Annotated in this window: 21 protein-coding genes and 1 pseudogene; 11 read left to right on the forward strand and 11 right to left on the reverse strand. The window is 75.1% G+C overall.

Annotation, left to right across the window (positions count from 1 at the left end):
* The first annotated feature begins 149 nt into the window (after positions 1 to 149).
* On the forward strand, positions 150 to 512 hold the full coding sequence (locus tag J116_RS31555; RefSeq protein ID WP_394331513.1) for a DUF5995 family protein: 363 nt from the start codon (positions 150 to 152) through the stop codon (positions 510 to 512).
* 197 nt (positions 513 to 709) lie between these two features.
* Positions 710 to 943 (forward strand): hypothetical protein, encoded by a 234-nt coding sequence (locus J116_RS27440; RefSeq protein WP_023590294.1) that lies wholly within the window; start codon positions 710 to 712, stop codon positions 941 to 943.
* 211 nt (positions 944 to 1,154) lie between these two features.
* Here J116_RS27440 and J116_RS27445 read toward each other — a convergent pair whose 3' ends face one another.
* Positions 1,155 to 2,399 carry a glycosyltransferase gene (locus J116_RS27445; protein ID WP_028964602.1) on the reverse strand — a complete coding sequence of 415 codons (1,245 nt, stop codon included), beginning with the start codon at positions 2,397 to 2,399 and terminating at the stop codon, positions 1,155 to 1,157.
* A 150-nt stretch (positions 2,400 to 2,549) separates the two neighbouring features.
* On the opposite strand from J116_RS27445, the gene J116_RS27450 reads away from it, so the two are divergent.
* From J116_RS27450 to J116_RS28930, 4 genes are all read left to right on the forward strand, one after another.
* Complete coding sequence (locus J116_RS27450) at positions 2,550 to 2,738, forward strand: DUF2283 domain-containing protein (protein WP_023590296.1); 189 nt, start codon at positions 2,550 to 2,552, stop codon at positions 2,736 to 2,738.
* Between the two features lie 188 nt (positions 2,739 to 2,926).
* Entirely contained in the window at positions 2,927 to 4,099 is a 1,173-nt protein-coding gene (locus J116_RS27455; RefSeq protein ID WP_023590297.1) for a carboxylate-amine ligase, read from the forward strand.
* 190 nt (positions 4,100 to 4,289) lie between these two features.
* Complete coding sequence (locus J116_RS27460) at positions 4,290 to 6,089, forward strand: N-acetylglutaminylglutamine amidotransferase (protein WP_023590298.1); 1,800 nt, start codon at positions 4,290 to 4,292, stop codon at positions 6,087 to 6,089.
* The gene (locus J116_RS28930; RefSeq protein WP_023590299.1) at positions 6,062 to 8,731 is read left to right on the forward strand and encodes a prolyl oligopeptidase family serine peptidase; all 2,670 of its coding nucleotides are present in this window, start codon (positions 6,062 to 6,064) and stop codon (positions 8,729 to 8,731) included. Before J116_RS27460 ends, J116_RS28930 begins: the two co-directional genes overlap by 28 nt.
* Positions 8,732 to 8,842: 111 nt before the next feature.
* Here the strand turns inward: J116_RS28930 and J116_RS27470 are convergent, their stop codons facing one another.
* A complete protein-coding gene (locus J116_RS27470) occupies positions 8,843 to 10,015 on the reverse strand; it encodes a Cmx/CmrA family chloramphenicol efflux MFS transporter (protein ID WP_023590300.1) in 1,173 nt (390 codons plus the stop codon).
* A 308-nt stretch (positions 10,016 to 10,323) separates the two neighbouring features.
* Here J116_RS27470 and J116_RS27475 point away from each other — a divergent pair, with 308 nt between their 5' ends.
* Entirely contained in the window at positions 10,324 to 10,929 is a 606-nt protein-coding gene (locus J116_RS27475; RefSeq protein ID WP_051203640.1) for a hypothetical protein, read from the forward strand.
* Positions 10,930 to 10,984: 55 nt separating this feature from the next.
* On the opposite strand, the gene J116_RS27480 is transcribed toward J116_RS27475, so the two are convergent.
* From J116_RS27480 to J116_RS27495, 4 genes are all read right to left on the reverse strand, one after another.
* Complete coding sequence (locus J116_RS27480) at positions 10,985 to 11,743, reverse strand: S1 family peptidase (protein ID WP_028964603.1); 759 nt, start codon at positions 11,741 to 11,743, stop codon at positions 10,985 to 10,987.
* A gap of 400 nt (positions 11,744 to 12,143) precedes the next feature.
* On the reverse strand, positions 12,144 to 12,740 hold the full coding sequence (locus tag J116_RS27485) for a hypothetical protein (RefSeq protein ID WP_235617393.1): 597 nt from the start codon (positions 12,738 to 12,740) through the stop codon (positions 12,144 to 12,146).
* A gap of 71 nt (positions 12,741 to 12,811) precedes the next feature.
* Complete coding sequence (locus J116_RS27490; protein ID WP_023590304.1) at positions 12,812 to 13,609, reverse strand: hypothetical protein; 798 nt, start codon at positions 13,607 to 13,609, stop codon at positions 12,812 to 12,814.
* 177 nt (positions 13,610 to 13,786) lie between these two features.
* Positions 13,787 to 14,863, reverse strand: coding sequence for an NADH:flavin oxidoreductase/NADH oxidase (locus tag J116_RS27495; RefSeq protein WP_028964604.1), 1,077 nt, complete (start codon positions 14,861 to 14,863; stop codon positions 13,787 to 13,789).
* A gap of 129 nt (positions 14,864 to 14,992) precedes the next feature.
* Between J116_RS27495 and J116_RS27500 the strand changes: the two genes are divergently transcribed.
* Complete coding sequence (locus tag J116_RS27500) at positions 14,993 to 15,349, forward strand: ArsR/SmtB family transcription factor (RefSeq protein WP_028964605.1); 357 nt, start codon at positions 14,993 to 14,995, stop codon at positions 15,347 to 15,349.
* Positions 15,350 to 15,413: 64 nt separating this feature from the next.
* Complete coding sequence (locus J116_RS27505) at positions 15,414 to 15,953, forward strand: NUDIX hydrolase (protein WP_023590307.1); 540 nt, start codon at positions 15,414 to 15,416, stop codon at positions 15,951 to 15,953.
* Between the two features lie 22 nt (positions 15,954 to 15,975).
* Here the strand turns inward: J116_RS27505 and J116_RS31560 are convergent.
* Both J116_RS31560 and J116_RS27510 read right to left on the reverse strand, forming a co-directional pair.
* Positions 15,976 to 16,059: pseudogene (locus J116_RS31560) on the reverse strand (helix-turn-helix domain-containing protein); the annotation flags it as partial.
* Positions 16,060 to 16,077: 18 nt separating this feature from the next.
* Positions 16,078 to 16,344: a hypothetical protein gene (locus J116_RS27510; protein WP_023590308.1), complete on the reverse strand. Its 267-nt coding sequence runs from the start codon at positions 16,342 to 16,344 to the stop codon at positions 16,078 to 16,080.
* Positions 16,345 to 16,589: 245 nt separating this feature from the next.
* Between J116_RS27510 and J116_RS27515 the strand changes: the two genes are divergently transcribed.
* On the forward strand, positions 16,590 to 17,066 hold the full coding sequence (locus J116_RS27515; RefSeq protein WP_023590309.1) for a DUF2975 domain-containing protein: 477 nt from the start codon (positions 16,590 to 16,592) through the stop codon (positions 17,064 to 17,066).
* Positions 17,066 to 17,287: a helix-turn-helix domain-containing protein gene (locus J116_RS27520; RefSeq protein WP_023590310.1), complete on the forward strand. Its 222-nt coding sequence runs from the start codon at positions 17,066 to 17,068 to the stop codon at positions 17,285 to 17,287. The genes J116_RS27515 and J116_RS27520 overlap by 1 nt, the downstream gene beginning before the upstream one ends.
* A 116-nt stretch (positions 17,288 to 17,403) precedes the next feature.
* On the opposite strand, the gene J116_RS27525 is transcribed toward J116_RS27520, so the two are convergent.
* The 3 genes from J116_RS27525 to J116_RS27535 all read right to left on the reverse strand — a co-directional run bounded on the left by J116_RS27525 (position 17,404) and on the right by J116_RS27535 (position 21,330).
* Positions 17,404 to 18,504 carry a hypothetical protein gene (locus tag J116_RS27525; protein ID WP_139140515.1) on the reverse strand — a complete coding sequence of 367 codons (1,101 nt, stop codon included), beginning with the start codon at positions 18,502 to 18,504 and terminating at the stop codon, positions 17,404 to 17,406.
* Positions 18,505 to 18,721: 217 nt separating this feature from the next.
* Complete coding sequence (locus J116_RS27530) at positions 18,722 to 20,647, reverse strand: protein-arginine deiminase domain-containing protein (protein ID WP_023590312.1); 1,926 nt, start codon at positions 20,645 to 20,647, stop codon at positions 18,722 to 18,724.
* A gap of 176 nt (positions 20,648 to 20,823) precedes the next feature.
* The gene (locus tag J116_RS27535; RefSeq protein ID WP_023590313.1) at positions 20,824 to 21,330 is read right to left on the reverse strand and encodes a metallophosphoesterase family protein; all 507 of its coding nucleotides are present in this window, start codon (positions 21,328 to 21,330) and stop codon (positions 20,824 to 20,826) included.
* Positions 21,331 to 21,440: the final 110 nt, after the last annotated feature.

Consider the following 21,440-nt stretch of genomic DNA (forward strand, 5'->3'; position numbering starts at 1 on the left):
CCCGGGAGACCAGGAGACTGCCCATGGCCGCACGCCACGCGGAATCCGCACGCTCACCGCCGTCGCGACGGCCGCCGTCCTCACCCTGACCGGCGCCACCCCGGCCTCCGCCTCCGTCGGCGTGCCGCGACCCCCCCCGGGCCGGGCACCTGACCTGTGAGGGGCCGGTCCTCGGCTGCGTACAGGACGCGCGCCGCGCCCTGGAAGCGGTACGGGACGAACTGCGCTGCGACCACCGAGCACCCTTCCCGGCGATCTACGCCCACCTCCAGCGGTCCCTGGAGAGGGCCGTCACCGGCGGCGCGCCCTTCGAGGAGCCGTCGTGGCTCGCGGGCCAACTGAACACCGGCTTCCTCAACCTGTACCTCGACGCCTGCGAGGCCGACCGCGCCGGCCGTCCCGTTCCGCAGGCGTGGCGCGCGGCGTTCGACGCGGCCCGCACCGCCGACGTCAACGCGGGTCAGGACGTGCTCCTCGGGGCGAACGCGCACATCCAGCGGGACCTGCCCTAGGTGATCGCCGCGCTGGGCCTCACCCGCCCCGACGGCGGGCCCCGCAAGGCGGACTACGACCGCTTCCAGAGGGTCCTGGACGACGCCTACGGGCCCGCCGTCCGGGACGTGGCCCGCCGCTACGACCCGCTCGTCTCCCTCGCGGACGACCGCTGGAACCCCATCGCGGGGCACACCGCCGGTCAGCTGTTCCGCATGTGGCGCGCGAGCAGGCGTGGGAGCACGCCCGGCAACTCGCGGGTGCCACCGGCGCGCAGGCCCGCGACCGCGTCGTGCGGAGGATCGAGACGAACGCGGCGCGTTGGGCGCGACTGCTGGGCACCGTCCGCGTTCCCGGCTACCGCGCCGTCCGCGACACGTACTGCCGGACGCGGACCGCCCCGCCGACCGGGCTCCCGGCAGCGGGCGCGGCCCGCCCGGACAGGATGTGACGGACCGTCGTTCAGCGCCCGGCAGCCCCGCCACGCCACCCGGCGCCGGTCGGGCGGGCCCGGGGCCGGGTGACGGCACGGGCAACAGCGCACCGGCACGGCGCCGTTGACGACCAGGTGCCCGCCCGGGGGCGCCCGCACCGCCCGTACCGCCGAGGTCCCGCCCGCCCCGGCAGCGCCCGGTCACACCCGGGCCCGGCCGCGCGGGGGCTCAGCGGGGGAGACGGGACAGGGCCGCCAGTACGGGCGCGACGCCGTCCTCCTCGGCCAGCCCGGCGGCCAGGGCGCGGGCCCGCGCGGCGTAGGAGCCGTCGTCCGTCGCGCGCCGCAGGGCGCCGGTCAGTGTCCCGGCCGTCAGGCGCCGCAGCGGTACGGCCTCCGGTGCGGCACCGAGCGCGACCAGCCGCGCCGCCCAGAACGCCGCGTCGAACTGCACGGGCACCGGCACGCTCGGCACGCCCGCCCGCAGGACGGCCCCGGTGGTGCCCGCCCCGGCGTGGTGGACGACGGCCGCCATCCGGGGGAACAGCAGCGAGTGCGGCACCTCGCCGATGGTCAGCACGTCGTCGCCCGTCGCCGCGAGGCCCGCCCAGCCGCGCTGGACGATCCCCCGCAGCCCGGCCGCCCGCAGCGCCCGCACGATCCGGCGGCTGACCCGGTCGGGGTCCGGCACGGTGGCGCTGCCCAGCCCGACGAACACCGGCGCGGGCCCGGCCGCCAGGAACGCCTCCACGTCGTCGGGCAGCCGCCGCTCCGTCTCGTGCGGCCACCAGTACCCGGTCAGATCCAGCCCGGCAGGCCAGTCGCGGGGCCGGGGCACCACCCGCTCGCTGAAGCCGTGCAGAACGGGCCACCCACCGCGCTCCCGCGCCCGGTGCGCCGCCGCCGCGCCGGTCACCCGCAGCCCGTACCGCCGCCGCAGGGCCCGTACGGGACCGGCGGACACCCGGCCGACGGCGAAGGCCACAGCCAGCCCGCTCAGCCGGTTGCCCACGGGGCCGGCCGTGCGCGCCCCGAGGACCGGTGCCGGGAACTCCCGCGTCGGCCGGATCGGCTGGAGGTGCAGGCCCATGCTGGGCAGCGCCAGGCCCTCGGCGATGGCGTACCCGAGGGGCTCCAGCGCGCCGCCGACCAGCAGCACCTCACCGTGCCGGGACACCTCCACCAGGGACGCCGTCATGTCGTCGGCCGCCGTTCGTGCCAGCGACACCAGCCGCACGAGCTTGCCCGCCCCGGTACGGCTGTCGTGCAGGCGCCGCCCGCCCTCGGAGCGCAGCTCCGCCCGCGGATCGACCGGCAGCCCATGGAACCGCACACCGGAACCGGCCACCAGCGGCTCGAACACGGCGTGCGCCGCGAGCGTCACCTCGTGCCCGCCCCGTACGAGACCGGCTGCCAGACCCGTGTACGGCGCCACGTCGCCACGCGACCCCGCCGTCATCATCACCACGCGCACACGGCCAGTGTGGCGCGCGGCGGACCGGCGGGACAGAGGGCGCGTGCCGCCGACAGCCGGGCACCGCATCCGCCCGGCCACCCGCCGCCCGTGGTCCCTCGACCGGACCGACGACGAGCGACGACGAGGACCGATGAGAGGGGAACGGCGGTGCGGGTCACCTACGACGCCGAGGCGGACATGGCGTACATCCAGCTGGTGGAGCGGATCGAACCGGGGGAGGCCGTCCGGCAGGTTCCCGCCGGTGACGGCACCGCGGCGGTGCTCGACTTCGACGCCGAGGGCCGGCTTCTGGGCGTGGAACTGTCGGCGCCGCCCGCACGCTGCACCCCGACCTGATGGCCGCCGCCGGGAAGGCCGGGCGCGGCTGAGGCACGGCGGGCACCCGTCGCCCGACCTCGCGGGCCACGCGCGGAATCTGCATTCCGGGAAGTGGAATGAAATGGGTCAGGCGTGTTGCCGGATCTTCCGGGCATTCGGTGTAGTGCGAGCGCGGTCGAAGCCGCGCACTGGCCTGAGGAGTGACGGTGACACTGGCTGTCGGAGTGGAAGAGGAGTTCCATGTCCTCGAGGTGGAGACCGGGATGCTGGTGCCCCGGGCCGGAGACGTACTCCAGGGCCTGCCCAAGGGCCGCTACACCACCGAGCTGCTGCAGTCGATCGTCGAGTCGAACAGCGACGTCCACACGACGATGGACGCTCTCTGGGCCGACCTGACCCGGTCCCGCGCCCGGCTCGGCGGCAGCGCCGCTGGCAACGGGCTCGCGGTCGTCGCGGCGGGCACCGTGCCGTTCACCGACCGGAGCGCCGGCCGGGTGACGCCGGACCGCCGCTACCGGCACATGGTGTCGGAGTACCGGCAGATCGCCGACGAGCAGCTCATCTGCGGAACCCACGTCCACGTGGACGTACCCGACCGCGACACGGCGGTCCGGATGATGTGCATGATCTCGCCCTGGGCGCCCGTCCTGCTGGCGCTCTCCGCCAGCTCGCCCTTCTGGGCGGGCGCGGACACCGGCTACGCGAGCTGGCGCACCATGCTGTGGCAGCGCTGGCCCACCGCCGGACCGGCCGGGTGCTTCCCCGACTCCGCCGCGTACGACTCCGCCGTGAACGAGCTGATCGCGTCCGGTGTCGTCACCGACCCGGGGATGATCTACTACGACCTCCGGCCGTCCGACCACCAGCCCACGCTGGAGCTGCGCGTCTGCGACTCATCGCCGAGCGCCGAGACCGTCGTGCTCATCGCGGCCGTCTTCCGCGCCCTGGTGATGCGTGCCACCGCCCGCATCGCCGCGGGCGGCTCCCCGCGCTGCGACGGACGGCACGAGTGGCTGCGCGCGGCGACCTGGCGAGCGGCCCGCTCCGGCCTGGAGGGCGACCTCATCGACCCGGTGTCCCGGCGCCCCGCCCCCGCGGCCCGCGTCGTGAGGACGATGCTGGCGCGGCTGCGCCCCGAGCTGGAGGCGTGCGGCGACTGGGAGACCGTACGGGAACTCACCGAGAAGGCCCTCGCCGAGGGCAGCGCCGCGCACCGGCTGCGCCGCATCGCCGCCCGCGAGGACCTGCTGGCCAGCGTGGACGAGCTGATCGCCCTGACGCGCGGCCCCGCCGGACGCGTCGGCGCGGCCCCCGCCGCCGCTGTGGAGGCGGGCGGGCAGAGCGTGCGCCGTGACCGGGTGGAGCCCATCGGGGGCTGACCCGCCGGCATCCCATCCGACGGCCCGCGCCGCCCTGCCCGGGACCAGGGCCGTCCCCCACCGGACAGACATCACGAAGGAGGAACCCCATGTGCGGCGACACCACACGCGCCCGCCATGCGGATGCCCCGGCCACCCGGCCGCGCGGCGACGAGGAAGAAGAGGCGCTCCGCGCGGGAGGTGACACGCGATGTGCGGTCTGAGCGGCGAGATACGGTTCGACGGCGGACGCCCGGACACCGACGCGGTCCGGCGCATGAACGACCGGCTGGCACCGCGCGGCCCCGACGGCGAGGGCCTGTGGAGCCGGGGCCCCGTCGCCCTGGGCCACCGGCGGCTGAAGATCATCGACCTGTCCGAGCGGGGCGCCCAGCCCATGACCGACGGTGGCGGCACGGCCGACAGCGCCACCGTGACCGGCGTATTCAACGGCTGCCTCTACAACTACCGGGAGCTGCGGCAGGAGCTGCGACGCCTCGGTCACCGCTTCGTGTCCACCTCGGACACGGAGGTGCTGATCAAGGCGTACCTCCAGTGGGGCACCGCGTGCGTCGACCGTTTCTACGGGATGTTCGCGTTCGCGCTCAACGACCACCGCACCGGGCAGCTGGTCCTCGGCCGTGACCGCCTCGGCATCAAGCCCCTCTACCTGGCCGCCGCCCCCGGCCGGCTCCGGTTCGCCTCATCGCTGCCCGCGCTCCTCGCGGCCGGCGACGTGGACACCTCCATCGACCCGGTCGCCCTCCACCAGTACCTGACGTGGCACGCGACCGTCGCCGCGCCCCGCACCATCCTGCGCGGCGTCACCAAGCTGCCCCCGGCGACCGTCCGCGTCATCGAGCCGGACGGCACCCACCGCGACCACCGCTACTGGCAGCCCTCGTACACCCGGCGCCCCGAGCACCACGGCATGAGCCCCGACGAGTGGCGGGACGCCGTGCTGGAGGCGCTGCGCGTCGCCGTCCGGCGCCGCATGGTCGCCGACGTGCCCGTGGGCGTGCTCCTCTCCGGCGGCCTCGACTCCAGCCTGATCGTCGCGCTCCTCGCCGAGGAGGGGCAGCGGGACCTGGCCACGTTCAGCGTCGGCTTCGAGTCGGGCGGCGGCGAGGAGGGCGACGAGTTCCGCTACTCCCGGCTCATGGCCGAGCAGTTCGCCACCGACCACCACGAACTGATGGTGCCGTCCACGGAGGTGTCCGACGCGCTGGACTCGGCCGTCGCGGCGATGGCCGAGCCCATGGTCAGTCATGACGTGATCGCCTTCCACCTGCTGTCGCAGAAGGTCGCCGAGCACGTCAAGGTGGTGCAGAGCGGGCAGGGCGCCGACGAGGTCTTCGCCGGATACCACTGGTACCCGAAGCTCGCGGTGCCCGACCGGGAGCGCGCCGCGGACGCGTACGCGGAGGCGTACTTCGACCGTACGCACGCCGACCTGGCCCGGATCGTGCAGCCCCACATGCTGCCCGGCGAGGATGTGTCGGACCGGTTCGTGCGGGAGCACATGGCGGCGCCCGGCGCCGAGACCGCCCTCGACGCGGCCCTGCGCCTGGACACCCACGTCATGCTCGTGGACGACCCGGTCAAGCGCGTGGACAACATGACCATGGACTGGGGCCTGGAGGCCCGCGTGCCGTTCCTCGACCACGAGCTGGTGGAGCTGGCCGCCGCGTGCCCGCCCGAGCTGAAGCTCGCCCACGGCGGCAAGGGCGTCCTCAAGGAAGCCGGGCGGAAGCTGCTGCCCGCCGAGGTCGTGGACCGGCCCAAGGGGTACTTCCCCGTCCCCGCGATCAAGCACATGGCGGGTCCCGTCCTGGACCGGGTGCGCGACGCGCTCGACGCCCCCGAGGCGAAGGCGCGCGGCATCTTCCGGGAGGAGTACGTGGCGCGGCTCCTCGCGGCACCCGACGAGCACCGTACGAGGCGAGGGGCGAACGGCCTGTGGCAGGTAGCGTTGCTGGAGCTATGGCTGCAGAAGCACGGCATTCGCTGACGGCCCCGGACACGGCGGGGCCCGCGGCCACGGACCCTGGGACGACGGGGCCGTCGGCGCCGGGGCGATCGGCCACGGGACCCGGGTCGGCGGGGCCGCGCCCGGCCGATGCGCCCGGGACCGGTTCTCCCGGGACCGGTTTCCGGCGGGACGGTCAGGAGGCGTCGCCGGTCGCGGCGCCCTCGGCCGTCCCCCTGGCCCCGGCCGAGGGCGCCCGCGACGAGCCCGTCCGGCTCACGGCGCACGGCTGCTGGTATCCCTCGGTGGACCCCTACGGGGCGCGGGTGGCGTTCATCTGCGACCGCGGCGGTGTGCCGCAGCTGTGGACGGGGCCGGTGGACGGCGGCGAGGCGCACCTGCTCGACGCGGGCCCCGACCCCGTGTCGGAGGTGGCGTGGTCGCCGGACGGCCGGTGGATCGCGTACACGACCCGGCCGGGCGGCGGCGAGCACTCGCGGGTGCTGTGCGTACGGCCCGACGGCACCGGCCGTCGCGTCCTCGCGGGCGCCGAACCGGGCACCTCCGCCTACCTGGGCTGCTGGCTCCACGACGGGTCCGCCGTCGCGGTCACCGTCGCCGCACCCGCCACGGCCGGTCCGGCTCCCGCGGCCCCGGGCCTGGTCCTGCCGGGGGAGGCCGCCGAACCGGGGGAGCCGGGCGAGCCGTACACGGCCGGGATGCCTCCCGGCTGGAGCGAACGCGACGGCCGTGCCGTACTGCTGGGCGGCGCCCACCGGGGCGACCTGGACCCGGCGGTGCGGACCTTCGGGGAAGGAGCGGCCGGGGGCACAGGGACTGCTGGGGGAGCCGGGGCTGCCGGTGCGGATGGCGCCTCGGGCAATGCTCCCGGTGCGGCCGGTACCGCTGGGGCGGCCGCGCCCGCCGGGGCGTTCGGGGCCACCTGGGCCTTCGGGACCCCTGGTGCCTCCGGTGCCTTCGCCGACCGGCACACGGGGCCTTCCGTCCCGTTGCCGGACGCGTCGACGGTACGGGCGGGCAGCGGGCTCGCCGCGTACCTGATCGACCCTGACACGGTGGCCGCGCCCGTGCTGGTCGCCGTCGAGCAGACGGCCGCCACGCTCCGGGTCTGCGACGTCAGCCGCGACGGGCGGCTCGCCCTCCTGCGGCGCGGGCCCCGCAACCGCCGGGAGGCCGTCGTGGTACGGCTGGCCGACCTCGCGGCGGTCGCCGCCGTACCGGTCGCCGACGGCGACCCGTGGATCGGCGCCTTCTCGCCGGACGGGCGCCGCCTGTGGCTCCGCAGCGACGCCGAGCGGGAGTTCGCCGCCCTGCTGGGCGCGGACCTGGCGCCCGACGGGACGATCACCCGCCTGTCGGTCGCCGTCGAGCGGGACGGGGTGGACCTGGAGCTCCTGGCGGTCGGCCACGAGGGGCGGGGCGCGTTCCTGGCGTGGAACGACGGCGGGGTGAGCGAGCTGGAGTTCCGCCCCCTCCCGGCCGGGTCGGCCCCGGACGCCCCCGGCGCGCGGGACGCACCCGGGGACGCGTACGCCCAGGAGACGCCCGACGCCCCGGACGTACGCGAGGTGGCCGACGCCCCGGACGTACGAGACGTGCCCGACGATCCCGCCTCCACGACGGCCGGCGTCGAGACCGCCGCGCCCGTCGTGGAGGCGGGCCGGGACGTGCCGCTGCCGCACGAGGTAGCCACCAGGGTCGCGCCCGCCGGGCCGGGCGGGGCGGCGCTCGCCCTGAGCGGGTCGCAGCGGCGTCCCGGCATCTGGTGGCTGACCGGCACCGGTACCCCGTACATGACGCCGTGGTCGTCGCGCGACGAGGACGCCGTACCGCCGGGCCGCCGCCCCACCCGGCCGGTCCTCCACCGGTTCACCGCCCGGGACGGCACGCCGCTCAGCGGCTGGTACTACCGCGCGCCCGGCCGGGGCCCCACCCGGCCGGCGCCCTGCGTCATCCACCTGCACGGCGGCCCCGAGGAGCAGGAGCGCCCCGTGCTGGAACCGCTGTACCACGAGCTGCTCGGCCGGGGCTTCGACGTGTTCGCACCCGACGTGCGGGGCTCGTCGGGGCACGGCAGGTCGTTCGTGGACGCCGACCTGGGCACGGGCCGGTTCGCCGCCATCCAGGACGTCGCCGACTGCGCCGCGCACGCCGTGTTCGCCGGACCGGCGGACCCGTCGCGGCTGGCGGTGATGGGCCGCTCGTACGGCGGTTACCTCGTGATGGCGTCCCTCGTGTGGCACCCGGAGCTGTTCCGCACGGGCGTCGCCGTGTGCGGCATGTCGGACTTCCAGTCGTTCTTCGCCGGTACGGAGCCGTGGATCGCCGAGTCGGCCGCGCACAAGTACGGCCACCCGGAGCGGGACCGCGACCTGCTGCGGGCGCTTTCGCCGCTGCACCGGGTGGACGCCCTGCGCGTGCCGGTCCTGGCGGTGCACGGGGAGTACGACACGAACGTGCCGCCGGGCGAGTCCGAGCAGTTCGTACGGGCGGCCAGGGACCGGGGGATCGCCGCCGAGCTGCTGACCCTGCGCGACGAGGGCCACGACTTCCAACGGGCCGACAACAGGCGCCTGTTCCGCCGTACCGCGGCCGACTGGCTGGAGCGCCACCTCATGGGCGGGGGTGGCGGCCCGGCCCCCTTCACCCCCGGCGAGGACTGAGCCCCGGCGAGGCCGCCCCGCCCCCGCGAGGCCGCCCCGCCCCCGCGAGGACCCGCCCCCGCGAGGACCGGCCCACGACAGGGGCGCCGTACTACTACGACTCCGACGCCCCTACGGCGCCTCCGTCCCCGCCCGGTCGAGGGCGGCGCCGGACCGAGTGAGGGCCACCACGCCGACCGCCACCGCTGCGGCGGCCGCGCTCACCCACGCGGCGTCCCGGTAGTCGCCCGTCACCCCGGTCGCGGCGCCCGCCAGCAACGGTCCCAGGAACGCACCGGTGTTCAGCGCCACCGTCGCGAACGACCCGCCCAGCGCGGGCGCCCCCGACGCGACGTACATGACCCGGTTGACCAGCGTCGTACCGATGCCGAACGACAACGCGCCCAGCACCACCGCCACCGCCACGAACAGCACCCCGGACCCCGTGCTCGTCACCGCCAGCAGCGCCCACCCGGCGGGCAGCACCCACAGCGCCGCGACCACGCCCCGCCCGAGCCGCCCGTCCGCGATCCGCCCGGCCATGGTCACCCCGGCGAACGCGCCCGCGCCGAACGCGGCGAGCAGCCCCGGCACCGCCCCCTCGGGCAGACCGGCGACGTCCGTGGCGAGGACGGCCAGGTACGCGAACGTCGCGAACGTCGCCCCGTTGACGGCGGCAGCCAGCGCGAGCGCCACCCGCACCGGGCGCGCCCGCAGGGTCCGCACCTCCCGCCGAACCGAGATCGCCGGGCGGTCCGCCGCGTCGGCCGGGGCCGACCGGAACACGAACGCCAGCGCGGGCAGGCACAGCGCGGCGACCGCCCAGAAGGCCGCGCGCCACCCGGACCAGTGCCCGAGCCACGCGCCCGCGGGCACCCCGGCGACACACGCGAGGGTGACCCCGGACAGCAGGACGGCGGTCGCCCGCGCCCGCTTCTCCGGCACCACCAGGGCGGAGGCCACGCTCATCGCGACGGCGAGGAAGCCCGCGTTGACGACGGCCGCGACGACGCGGCTGGCGAACAGTACGGCGAAGTCCGTCGTGACCGCGCCGACGACGTGCACGACGACGAACGCGGCCAGGAAACCGGCCAGGGCGCGCCGCCGGGGCCAGCGGGCGGCGAGCGCGGCCATCACCGGCGCGCCCGCCATCATGCCGACGGCGTACGCGGACGTGAGACTCGCCGCGGCGCCCACCGGGACGCTCAGATCGCGGGCGATGCCCGGCACGAGACCGGACAGCATGAACTCGGACGTTCCCTGCGCGAACACGGCAAGGCCGAGGACGTGGAGGAAGAGGGGCATGGAGCCGACTCCGGTGACGAGGCGAACGGGCGGAGGAATCCGCGCACCGGTCGGCAGGCCCATCACACCCGAGACGGGGGGAGGCCGAAAGGGACCGGACGCACGGCACGCGTATCCGGTCGCCGCAGAAGCGGGATCGGGCGGTCAGCCGGGAAGGCTGCCGCTCAGCACACGATCCGCCGCCGGACGACCGGCGGCTCGGCTCTGTCGGACTCGGGGCTCGTCACGCCGGGCACGTTACGCCCCACCGGGCCGCACCGGCAACCTCGTTACGCACCCGCGCACGTCCAGCGCGTACCGTGGCCCGCATGCCGGAACCGACCCGCCGTACCGAGCCCGCCGCGCCTCCGGCGGCCGCCGGACCTTCCACACCGGAGGCGGAGGTGTTCCTGTGTGGCACCTGCGGCGCGGTGTTGACCGGTCCGCTGCGGCGGCTGCCCCGGGTGCCCGATCCGCCGTACCACCCGTGGTGGGAGGCCGAGGAGATGGGCCCGTCGCCCGCGACCGTGCCGAGCGGCCGCTACGCCATCGAGACGGAGCCGTACGGCCCGCCCCTGGTCGTGGCCGAAGCGCCCGGACCCGTCCACCCGCGCCATGGCACCCGCCATGACCGGGAGGGGCGGCCGCTCGTGTCGGCGGGCCCGCGCGGCACCATCGTCGTCAACCCGGACGACGTGCGGGGCCTGGAGCTGCGGCACGCCTCCCCGGCCTGCTGCGGGGCGACCCCGGACGGCGGGCTGAACCAGGTGTGCGGCTGCGGCACCCGCGTCGCGACCCTCTGCTCCGACTGCTGTCTGCCGTACGAGCTGCACCTCGCGCCCGACCGCGTCCGGGCCAGGCCGTACGGCAAGCCATACGACACGACGGCCGGGAGCACCGGGGGATGCGACGACGCCGGGGCCGCCCGTCCCTGAGCGGCCCCGGCGGCCTCCCTCGCCGCGTCCTCGACGGGCGGCGGGGGAGGGGTGGTCACACGCCCGCGATGCTCTGGATCCAGGAGCGGTACGCGGTGACGTTCGTGTACGCCGTGGTGGTCTGGCGGTCGCTGGTCGAGGCGACACCGACCTGGACGCCGTTGGCCATCATCGGGCCGCCCGAGTCGCCGCCGGCGGTGATGCCGGTGCCACGGCGGGCGCAGATCGCGGAGCCGTTGTAGGCGTCACGGCAGCCGCCGCTCACGATGACGTCGGCGACCTTCAGGTACCGCGACTGGCAGTTGGCCTCGGAGCCGCACTGGGAGGTCGCGCCCCAGCCGTACACCTGCACGGTCTGGCCCACCGACACCGAGCCGGGCTGGCCGAGGCGCGCGTACGTCGCCGACACGGAGCGGTCGAGCCGGACCAGGGAGAGGTCCGACGAGGCGTGGTTGTAGGTCCCCGCGCCGTTGGCCACGGTCCCGCCGCTGCTCTGGTCGAGGCTGCCGATCCGGAAGGACAGGCCGCCGCCGGTCACACAGTGCTTGGCGGTCAGGATCCAGGTCGGGGCGATGATCGTGGCGGTGCAGGTCTGCCGGCCGTTGGAGAACAGCCGGGCCGCCCAGGGGGCGTTGGAGGCGTAGCCGCCGCCGATGATGGGCTGGACGGCGGTGGGCGTGGCCCCGTCGGTGGCCGCCGCCGTCTGAGTCGCCGTCACCGGAGTGGGCGCCGTCTGCGCCATCGCGGTGGGGGCGAGCCCTAAGACGGCCATCGCCGTCGCGGCGAGCGCGGGGAGCAGTCTGCCTATTCGCACGGTGGTCTCCCTTGTGTGGGGGTGGAAGCGTCCTTCATGAGGACGTCACTGCATAGATATGCAGCGGCGGGGGCGCGCGACGGCTGGGTGAGCTGTCGCGTGCATGCCATGTGCGGCTGGGGCGAATCTGGCAGACGCGCCGACGCTCCCGCAAGAGGCTGGCGTGGGAGTGTGTGACTGATCGCGCGGCGATGCGCGTAGATATGTGCTTTGCTACATAAGAAACAAAGGAAAGGTCTGGACCATTATGCGGCAATAGGCGGCGCCGGACCATGCCCGCGGCATGGAAGGGGGAGGTCCGCCCGCCGAACTGGACCCCGGCGCCCGCATGTTCACGGCCCCGGCGGCCCGAGCGGCTGACCGGCTTGAGCGCACCTCCCCTCCCGAGGGGCGTCAGCTCTCAGTTGACGGCGTCGCCCGGCGCCACCCGGTGCGCCTCCAGCTCCGGCGCCGCCAGCAGGTCGGCGACCAGTGCCTCCGTACCGCCGATGTAGGTGCTCACCAGGTCCACGTCACCCCCGACGCACCAGGCGCGGTCCTCCGGCCACCACAGATCGGGCGGCTCCGCGAACTCGTCCAGCTCCACCGGCGACACCGCGTCGTCCAGCGCCCCGGCGAGCAGCACTTCCTCGCGGCCCGGCGTCGCGAAGGACGGCACGGCGTCGAAGTCCCACCGCCCGTACCCGTTCCACAGGCCGTACCCGCACCGCTCGGGCGTCCGGGTGTGCCGGGCGAGCACCGGGATCAGGGCCCGCGCCACATCGGGCGGGGTCGGCCCTTCCGCCGGGTGCTCGTCCCAGACGCCGGGAAGGCCGTACGCGGAGGCGTTCTGGTAGAAGCGGTTTATCCCGACGAGCTGGTGCCAGTACGTCACGGGGCGCACGGGCCGCCCGTACGCGGCGCCCACCGTCGCCCACCGCGCGGGCCGCCCGTCCAGCGATGCGGGGTGGAGGACACGGGCGTACGCGGCGAACCCGGCCGCCGCGACGCCGGCCACCGTCCCGAACGCGCCCGCCCCCGGCGGGCGGTGCCCAACACCTTTGTGCGGTACGTCTGTTGGGAGAACTCTCAGAGGGCCAGGACGGGGCGGACGGAGAAGTCCTCGAACACGTCCTCGCCCTCCTCGCCGTACACGAACTCGGCCATGTGCGGGTTCCGGTTCGCCGTGGCGAGCGGCAGCCAGCCCAGGAGGAACCCGTAGCCCCCGCACACCGACTCGCCGCCGTCCCCGCCGAGGACCGCCGCCGGGTCGCTCGACAGCTCGGCCCGGTACGTGTCGTAGGCGATGCGCAGGCCGAGGGCGTTCGGCTGGTGCTGCGGTCCTTCGGCGGCGTCGTACGGCACCTGGTCCAGCGGGCAGTCGTCGCCCCACCGGAACAGGGTGCGCGCGCCCGCCCCGCACGCGTGCTCCCACTCGTCGGGGCTCGGCATCCGCAGGCCGCGGGCGGCGAGGACGGCCGGCATGTCGGCGGGGACCTCGGCCAGCGGCTCGTCCTCCACCGCCATCAGCACCGTGTCCAGCCGCACGGTCCGGGGCGGCGAGAGCAGCGTGCGCAGGTGCGAGCGCAGATCTGCTTCGGCGCCGTAGCCCTCGGCGAGGCTCCGCGCGTAGTCGGCGGCCTGCTCGGGCGTCGGCTCCCACCGGCCGAGGTCGAAGCCGAGCCGGACCGTGCCGCCGGGTATCAGGGCGAACTCCCGCCCGCGCCAGGCGATCCGGGCACGGTGCAGCGCGGCTCCGAGGTGTTCGACGGTCTCCACGGCGGCCAGGCGCCCGCCCACCCGGTCCGCCGCCTCCTGGGCGGTGCGGCGTGCGGTGGACGGGCCGAAGGCGCGCCACTGGTCGAGGCTGAGGTCGGCGAGGTTCACGTACCGCAGTCTCGCACCCGGGTCCGACAACGCCCGCCCGCGGTCGCCCCGGCGGTACGGGCCGCCCCCGCCGCCGACGTGCCGCCCACAACCGGCCGGGCCCTCGCCGCCCGCCCGGCGTGCGGGCCCGACGCCTGCCCCGCACGCGGGCCCGCCCGGCTTGCAGCCCGGCGCGCGTCAGACCGACCGGTGGTACTGGTCCGGCACGTGCACCTCGCCGCCCAGCTCGCGTGCCGCGTGGCGCGCCCAGGAGGGGTTGCGCAGCAGCTCACGGCCGAGCAGCACCGCGTCCGCCTCACCGTTGGCGACGATCTTCTCCGCCTGCCCGGTCTCCGTGATCAGCCCCACGGCGGCGACCGGCAGCCCCGTCTCCGCCTTCACCCGCGTGGCGAACGGCACCTGGTAGCCGGGGCCGACCGGGATGCGGACGCGCGGCGCGTTACCGCCGGTGGACACGTCGAGCAGGTCCACGCCGTGCTCCTTCAGCAGCGCCGCGAACCGCACCGTGTCGTCGGCCGTCCAGCCGGAGTCCTCCAGCCAGTCGGTGGCCGAGATCCGGAAGAACATGGGCAGTTCCTCGGGCCACACCTCGCGCACCGCGTCCACCACCTCCAGGGCGAAGCGCACCCGGTTGTCGAAGGAGCCGCCGTACTCGTCGGTGCGGCGGTTGCTGTGCGGGGAGAGGAACTCGCCGATCAGGTAGCCGTGCGCGCCATGGACCTCGACGACCTCGAAGCCCGCGTCGAGAGCGCGCCGGGCCGCCGCCGCGAACTGCCCGACGACCTCGCGGATCTGCTCCCGCGACAGCTCATCCGGCACCGGGTGGCCCTCGTCGAACGGCACCGGGCTCGGGCCGACCGGCCGCCAGCCGCGCTCGTCGTCGATCGGGGCGCCGCCCTTCCAGGGGCGCTCGGTCGATCCCTTCCGGCCCGCGTGGGCGATCTGGATTCCCGGGACCGTGCCGTGGTCCTTGAGGAAACGGGTGATCCGGCGCAGCGCCTCCGCCTGCGTGTCGTTCCAGATGCCGAGGTCGTACGGGCTGATCCGGCCCTCGGGGGACACCGCCGTCGCCTCCAGCAGGATCAGGCCGGTGCCACCGGTGGCGCGGGCGGCGTAGTGCGCGAAGTGCCAGTCGTTCGCCACGCCCGCGTCCGGCCCGGACGCCTCGGCGCTGTACTGGCACATCGGCGCCATCCAGACGCGGTTCGGGATGGTCAGCGACCGTAGGGTGTAGTGCTCGAACAGTGCGCTCACGGCGGACTCCATTCAGGGCGGGACCGGTGTTCGACTCGTACGATAGTCGTCGTAGTACGGCGCCTGTCAAACTACGAGGGTCTTCGTACAATGGGGGGACCCGACGAGTCTGGAGCCCCCGTGACCCCCGTGCCCCGCGCGACCGCCGCGAGCAGCCCGCGCGAACTCGCGCACCCCTCACGCGACGAGATCCGCCTCGAAGCCGTGCTCCACGCCCTCTCCGACCCGATGCGAATGCAGGTGGTACGCGAGCTGGCCGCCGCCGACGGGGAGGTCAGCTGCTCGTACGTGGAGCTCCCGGTCTCCAAGTCCACCACCACCCACCACTTCCGCGTCCTGCGCGAGGCAGGCGTGATCCGTCAGACCTACCGGGGCACGGCCAAGCTGAACGGTCTGCGCCGCGACGACTTGGAAGCGCTCTTCCCCGGCCTCCTGGACACGGTCCTCGCCGCCGCGGAGCAGCAGTGCGTCCGGTACGGGCACTGAACGGCGGCCACTGAACGGCGCCTTGTGGACGACCTGTGGCCGACGGCCCCTCTACAGTCGGGCCATGACACAGGACCCGCACCGCCTCACCGCCCCAGCCCCCGGCGACCCGGCCGCCCCCGCTGCTCTCGCGCTCGACGCGGGCGTCGAGGTGCCCGGGTTCCGCGACGGCGAGACGTGGACGGTGGGTGCCGTGATCCTCGACGGGCAGGGCAGGGCCTTCGCCCAGCGGCGCGGCCCGCACCGGAAGCTGTTCCCCGACTGCTGGGACATCGTCGGCGGGCACGTGGAGCCGGGTGAGTCGCTGCTGGAGGCCCTCGTCCGCGAGGTGGCGGAGGAGACCGGCTGGCGAGCCCGCCGCGTACGGCGCCTCCTCGGTGTCAGCACCTGGACGGGCGGCGACGGCGTGACCCGGCAGGAAGCCGACTACCTGGTCGAGGTGGACGGCGATCTGACCGCCCCGGCACTGGAGTGGCCCGAGCACACCGCGTACGCCTGGTTCGGCCCCGACGACCTGCCCCTCCTCAAGGAGAACCGGCAGCCGGGCGAGTACCTGATCCACGACCTGATCGCCCGCGCCCTGCACTCCGCCCCGCCCGTCTAGGCCGCTTCCTGGCGATCATCTGGAAGGTGTGGATCACGTCCCGGACCCGGTCCGCGCTCGTGAACGTCACCTCCGTGATCCTCGCCAAGGGCATGCCCTGCGCGGACGGCGGCATGTGGCCGCTTCACCTCGCTCGGCGTTTCCTCAGCTCAGCCAGCCATCCCCGCACCTGTTCGTCGTCGTGCAGGTAGCCGCCGCTCTCGCCCGCGGGGACATCGATTCCATAGAGGCAGTTCAGCGCCCACCAGGAGAGGTCGTCCCAGGCGGTCCCGTCCTCAACCACCCACCTCGCCGCCCAGCGATCGGCCTCGTCACGGGACAACCGACCCGCGGCGAGTGCAGCGAAGCGATCCTCGATCTCATCGAGGGTGGGCTGGCCGCTGGCGTCCATGCCCTGACCGTACAGGGAGGGCAGACGTTGCCTGATGCGGCACTAGGTGCCCGGGGCCCAGGCTCGCGAGGGCCGGCGCGACTGGACGGGCGGCCCCGTCGCCTCCCGGGCTCCCCTTCCCCTCGGCGGCCGCCACTTCCACCGCACGGCGCCGCGTGGGCCCCCGGCGGTCAGGGCGGCGCACCACTTGCCGCGCCTATCGAAACTCGATAGCTTTCCATCGTTGCTCGATTGAAGGAGACGTGATGGGGAACCTGCCGGTGCTCGGGCTGCGGGCCGTGGTCGTGATGCTGCTCGCCGGGTCGGTGTTCGTGCAGGCGGTGATGGTGCCGCTGTTGGCCGCCGATCTGGAGGAAGTCGGCGGGGACCTCGCGCATCTGCGCGTCCCGGTCCTCGTGATCCTGCTGCTGGGGATCGTGACGGCCCAGGTCGTCCTGGTCTGCGTGTGGCGGCTGATGACGATGGTGCGGCGCGGGACCGTGTTCTCCTACGACGCCTTCCGGTACGTGCACATCGTCATCGGCGCGATGGTGGCGGCGGCCCTCCTGGTGTTCACGCTGGGGACGCTCCTCGCGCCGGGCGAGGCCGTCGCGCCCGGTGTGGTCCTCCTGGTCGGCGGGGTCGGCGTGGCGATCCTCGGTGTCGCCCTCGTCGTGCTCGTCCTGCGGATGCTGCTCGCCCAGGCGACGCGGATGCGGGCCGAGCTGGAGGAGGTCATCTGATGCCGATCGCCGTAGACATCGACGTCATGCTGGCGAAGCGGAAGATGTCCGTCGGTGAGCTCGCCGAACGCGTCGGGATCACGCCCGCCAACCTCGCCGTCCTGAAGAACGGCCGTGCCAAGGCCGTCCGCTTCACGACGCTCGCCGCGCTCTGCGAGGTGCTGGAGTGCCAGCCGGGCGACCTGCTGCGCTGGGAAGCCGAGGACGCCGCCGAGGCGTGACCCCGGCCGGTCCGCGACCCCCGGGCCGAACCGGCTGGGCCGCCGCCGGGGCCCGCCGTCCCCGGCTCGGCCGCTGCCGGGGACGGCGGGCTGCCGCCCCGGCAGCGGACAAGGACCTACCGGAACCGGTCCCACGTCCCGCTGCCCGCGATGACCCGCAACTGCCCCACCGACAGCGGCGGTGTGCCCCGGGTGGGCTCGGCGACGAGCGGGCGGCTCGTGTTGTAGGCGGTGACGGTGACCCGGAAGCCGCCCGGACGGGTCACGGTGACGGACCGGTGGAGCACGCCCTCGCCGCTCCACGGCGCCGGACCGTTCCGCTCCTCGACCCGCGGCTCGTCCGTGTCGTTGGTGCCCCGGTGGTCCACGGTGACCTCGACCGCCGCCTCGCCCTTCCCGTCATCGACCCGGAGGTGCGCGAAGTGGGTGGGGCTCGTACCGCCGGCCCGGCCGAAGTGCCGCAGGCCAGGGGGAAGGAGCGGCTCCAGGGTGTCCAGCAGCTCGAAGCCCGACGGGGCGCCGGGCTCGACCTCCCCGCCGTCCCGCCGCGGGAACGAGTCCAGCAGCGTCCGCCACTCTCCGGCCGTCACCAGTTCGGTCAGCCGCTGCTGCGACAGCGGCGGCACCTCACGCGTCGGCGCGGCACCCTCAGCGGCGGGCGCGTTCAGTTCCGTGGCGGTCAGCATGGAACCGTCGGGCGTGATCAACCGTGCCGACCACACCACGGCGTCCCGTTCGCCGTAGGGCGCCACACGGTCCTGGACGAGCAGGAGGTCGGAGCCGTCCGGCAGCACCCGCTTCGTGCAGGTGCCCTTCGGGCCCCACCGGCCGACGCCCCCCGGCCCGTCCGGGCACCCGGCCAGGGACACCAGGTCCAGCGCGGGGGAGTCGGTCCTGCCCAGCGCGACCGACACCAACGCCGGGCCCTCGCCGTCGTCGAGGACGACCGCGCCCTTCGCGTACGCGCCGAGCGTGGCACCGCCACCGTCCCCGGGCACCTCGCGGACCTTCCCCTCCGGCAGGAGTCCCTTCAGGACGGAGACGACCCGCCGCTCCGCCTCCGCCTCCACACCCGGAACCACCGCGGCGGCCACCTCGCTGCGACCGTCGATCGGGCCCGCGTACACGACGCCCGCCCCCATCGCTCCGGCCAGCGCCACGCCGACGGCGACGACCGCCGCCCGCCCGCGCCGCACACTCCTGGTTGCTCCGCTCACGATGCGTCCCTTCCTGAGTACGTGCCGACCGGCGCGCCCCTGGCGCGCCCGGCCGCTGCGAGGCCCGGCCGATATGGCCCACGGCCTCCTGTCACCCACTCGACAACCTGGCCCGTACGGCAGGTTCCATCGGGTCCGGCGGCCCCCGGCCACAACGGGGAGGAAGGGACGCCGGCCGGCTCCCGCGCGGGAACCGGCCGGCGTCGTACGGACCGCCCTACCGCTGCCACCAGGCGGCGGACGCGTCCCGCAGGGTGTTGGTGCCGCAGTGCACCTCGCCCATGCCGAGGTGGTACGTGTCCCAGTCGTCGATGTAGGAGACCCTCATCCCGGCACGGGTGTACGCGGCGGTGACCGCGTCCGTGAAGACGTCGCGGCCCCCGATGACCGGCCCCCACTGCTTCGGCGCCAGGTACCGGTCGCGGCCCAGCAGCACGCCGTTCACCGCGCCCGGCACGTACGCGCTGGTCATCACGGAGGAACCGGGCGCCGTCGCGCGCTCACCCTCGCGCGCCAGCCGCTTCTGCTGGCCGTACTCGGTGACCGACTCCGGTACCTGCCCGGCGCCCAGCCGCGTCAGCCGCGGCACCCGGTCGCCGCGCTCGCCGTGCTCGGTGCCCCGGGTGTACAGCGCGGGCACCCGGACCACCTCGGCGTCCGTCACGCCCGTCTCCCGCTTCAGGACCTCCAGGTTGGCCCGGATGCGCTGCGCGGCCATCGTGTTGTCCGCCACCAGCCACTTCGACGCGAGCGCCTGGTCGATCGTCTCCTTCGGCGCGGGCAGGTCCTTGCCGCCCGGCACCGAGAACATCCGCGTCGTGCCGTGCCCCGCCTTCTGCGCGTCCCGCAGCAGCCGCAGCCCCGCCTCGGGGTCGGCGACTCCGAGGCGCCACCCGCGCGCGGTGTCCGGCGCGGGCAGGAACTGCACGAACTCGTCCACGTGCCCCACGTGCAGCCACGACGTGTCCAGCAGCAGCGGGTCCTGGAAGCCCTGCGCCTGGAGCAGCGTGCGCATCGCCCGCGCGGGCTTCGAGCCGTCGTCCTTCCGCTCGCCCATGATGATCCGCCCGGCGGGGAACGACCGCCCGGCGTGGGCGTACGGCGGGATCGTCTCCAGGTTCCCCATCGAGTTCATGGTCCACTCCTCCGACTCGCGGACCCCCGAGACCTGTACGACGCCGATGCCCTTGCCGCGCAGCCGCTCGAACAGCTCCCGGCCCGACTCGCGGTCGGGCTGCGCCGAACGCAGCATCACCCGGATCACCTGGCGGCGGCCGTCGGGGCCGGTCATGCTCACGTACCCGGGCTCCACGAAGTCCTGCGCCCAGATGTCCTCGTACCGGTCGAACGTGAACAGCGGGTTCCCGATCCCGGCGGCCTTCGCCTCGGCCGCCAGGCCCCGCACGAACGCCTGCTGCCGACGGGCGTACGGGTCCGTGCCCGGCACCCTGGTGACCAGCACCTGCTGGGCGTTCTGGAGGTGGTGGTGCGTCAGCAGCGGCGCCACCCGCAGCGTGACGTCGTCCGACGTGGCCCTGCCACCGGAGGTGACGGTGAGGCGCAGGACGGCACGGCCGCCCCACAGGGCCGGGTCCCGGACGACGTCGGTGGCCTCCACACCGAACTCCACACCCGCCCGCAGCTCGGCCGCCGTCAGACGCGTGCCGGCCGTGACCCACACCCATCCGGTGCCGCGCTTGACGAACACCCGGGTGTTCTTGGCGCCGCCGACCACCCGCAGGGTGCCGCTCGCCGACGCGGGCAGCCCCTTCATCGGCACGGACCGTACCCGCGCCAGGTCGGCGGCGTCCGGCGTGCCGTTCACCCTTGTGTCGAGGGCGTCGTTGCAGGCGGCGAGGCGCGCGTCCGGCAGCGGCCTGCCGCGCGGGTCGGCCGTCGGACAGCGCTTCGTGTCGTCATCGATGTTCGGCAGGAACACCGCGCCGCGCGTCGGCGTCCACGTGTCCTCCCCGGCGTTGTCCGTCGCCCCGGCGACGTCCACCCGTCCGTCCCGGTCCACGTCCGCCCGCAGGTCCGCCCGTGGCGGCGGCGCGGCTGCGAGGGCGGGTGCGGCCGGGGCGATGATGGCCGCGATGACGGACAGGGCGAGTGTCGCGCGCCGTGTGTGGCTCGTCGTACGCACCGTGTGTCCCCTCCTGAAGGTTCGGTCTTTCCGAGCCGGTAGAGGGAATCCGTTGCGCGGGCGTTGCGCGGGACGCGGGACGACCTGCGAGGGACGTGTGATTCGGCCGGAAGTCGCCCCGGGCTCAGGCCCGGACGCCCCCGGGTCGCGGCCGAGGCCGAGAGACGGGGGAGTTGTTACCTGGCGGGGTCCGGCAGTGGGTGCAGGCGTACTTCGGTGAGCCGCCCTCCGGTGATCCGCGCCGTCATGTACGTGCGGTGCGGTTCGCGCCGCCGGTCGGTCGGCGACCCCGGGTTGAGCAGCCGCAGCCGGTCACCGGCCATGGAGTCCCACGGGATGTGGCTGTGGCCGAACACGAGCACGTCCGCCTCCGGGAATCGCTCGGCGCAGCGCCGCTCCCGCCCCCGCGCCGGACCGGTCTCGTGCACCACGGCGAACCGCACCCCGCCCAGTTCCGCGTACGCCACCTCGGGCAGCCGCGCCCGCAGTGCGGGGCCGTCGTTGTTGCCGTACACCGCGACCAGCCGCCGCGCCCGCGCCTCCAGCAGGTCCAGCGTGGCCACGTCCACCCAGTCGCCCGCGTGGAACACCACGTCCACACGCGGCACCAGGTCCAGCAGCTCCGGCGGCACGGCCCTGGCCCGGGCGGGCACATGCGTGTCGGACATCAGCAGCAGCTCCACCGGGCCGACGGTAGTGGGCACCGGCACCCCGCGCCAGCCCCCGCCCCGGCACCTCGCGCCCCCGCCCCTGGACCCCGCGCCGGCCCCCGCCCCGGCCGGTCGCGCCGGAC

The organism is Streptomyces thermolilacinus SPC6 (genome assembly GCF_000478605.2).
Lineage (GTDB): Bacteria > Actinomycetota > Actinomycetes > Streptomycetales > Streptomycetaceae > Streptomyces > Streptomyces thermolilacinus.

What these genes read in the sequence shown, in the direction of transcription:
- J116_RS27460 (WP_023590298.1), top strand. Translation starts at nt 4,290, where the DNA reads ATGTGCGGTCTGAGCGGCGAGATACGGTTCGACGGCGGACGCCCGGAC.
- J116_RS28930 (WP_023590299.1), top strand. Translation starts at nt 6,062, where the DNA reads ATGGCTGCAGAAGCACGGCATTCGCTGACGGCCCCGGACACGGCGGGG.
- J116_RS27520 (WP_023590310.1), top strand. Translation starts at nt 17,066, where the DNA reads ATGCCGATCGCCGTAGACATCGACGTCATGCTGGCGAAGCGGAAGATG.
- J116_RS27510 (WP_023590308.1), bottom strand. Translation starts at nt 16,344, where the DNA reads ATGGACGCCAGCGGCCAGCCCACCCTCGATGAGATCGAGGATCGCTTC.
- J116_RS27475 (WP_051203640.1), top strand. Translation starts at nt 10,324, where the DNA reads ATGCCGGAACCGACCCGCCGTACCGAGCCCGCCGCGCCTCCGGCGGCC.
- J116_RS27515 (WP_023590309.1), top strand. Translation starts at nt 16,590, where the DNA reads ATGGGGAACCTGCCGGTGCTCGGGCTGCGGGCCGTGGTCGTGATGCTG.
- J116_RS27470 (WP_023590300.1), bottom strand. Translation starts at nt 10,015, where the DNA reads ATGCCCCTCTTCCTCCACGTCCTCGGCCTTGCCGTGTTCGCGCAGGGA.
- J116_RS27505 (WP_023590307.1), top strand. Translation starts at nt 15,414, where the DNA reads ATGACACAGGACCCGCACCGCCTCACCGCCCCAGCCCCCGGCGACCCG.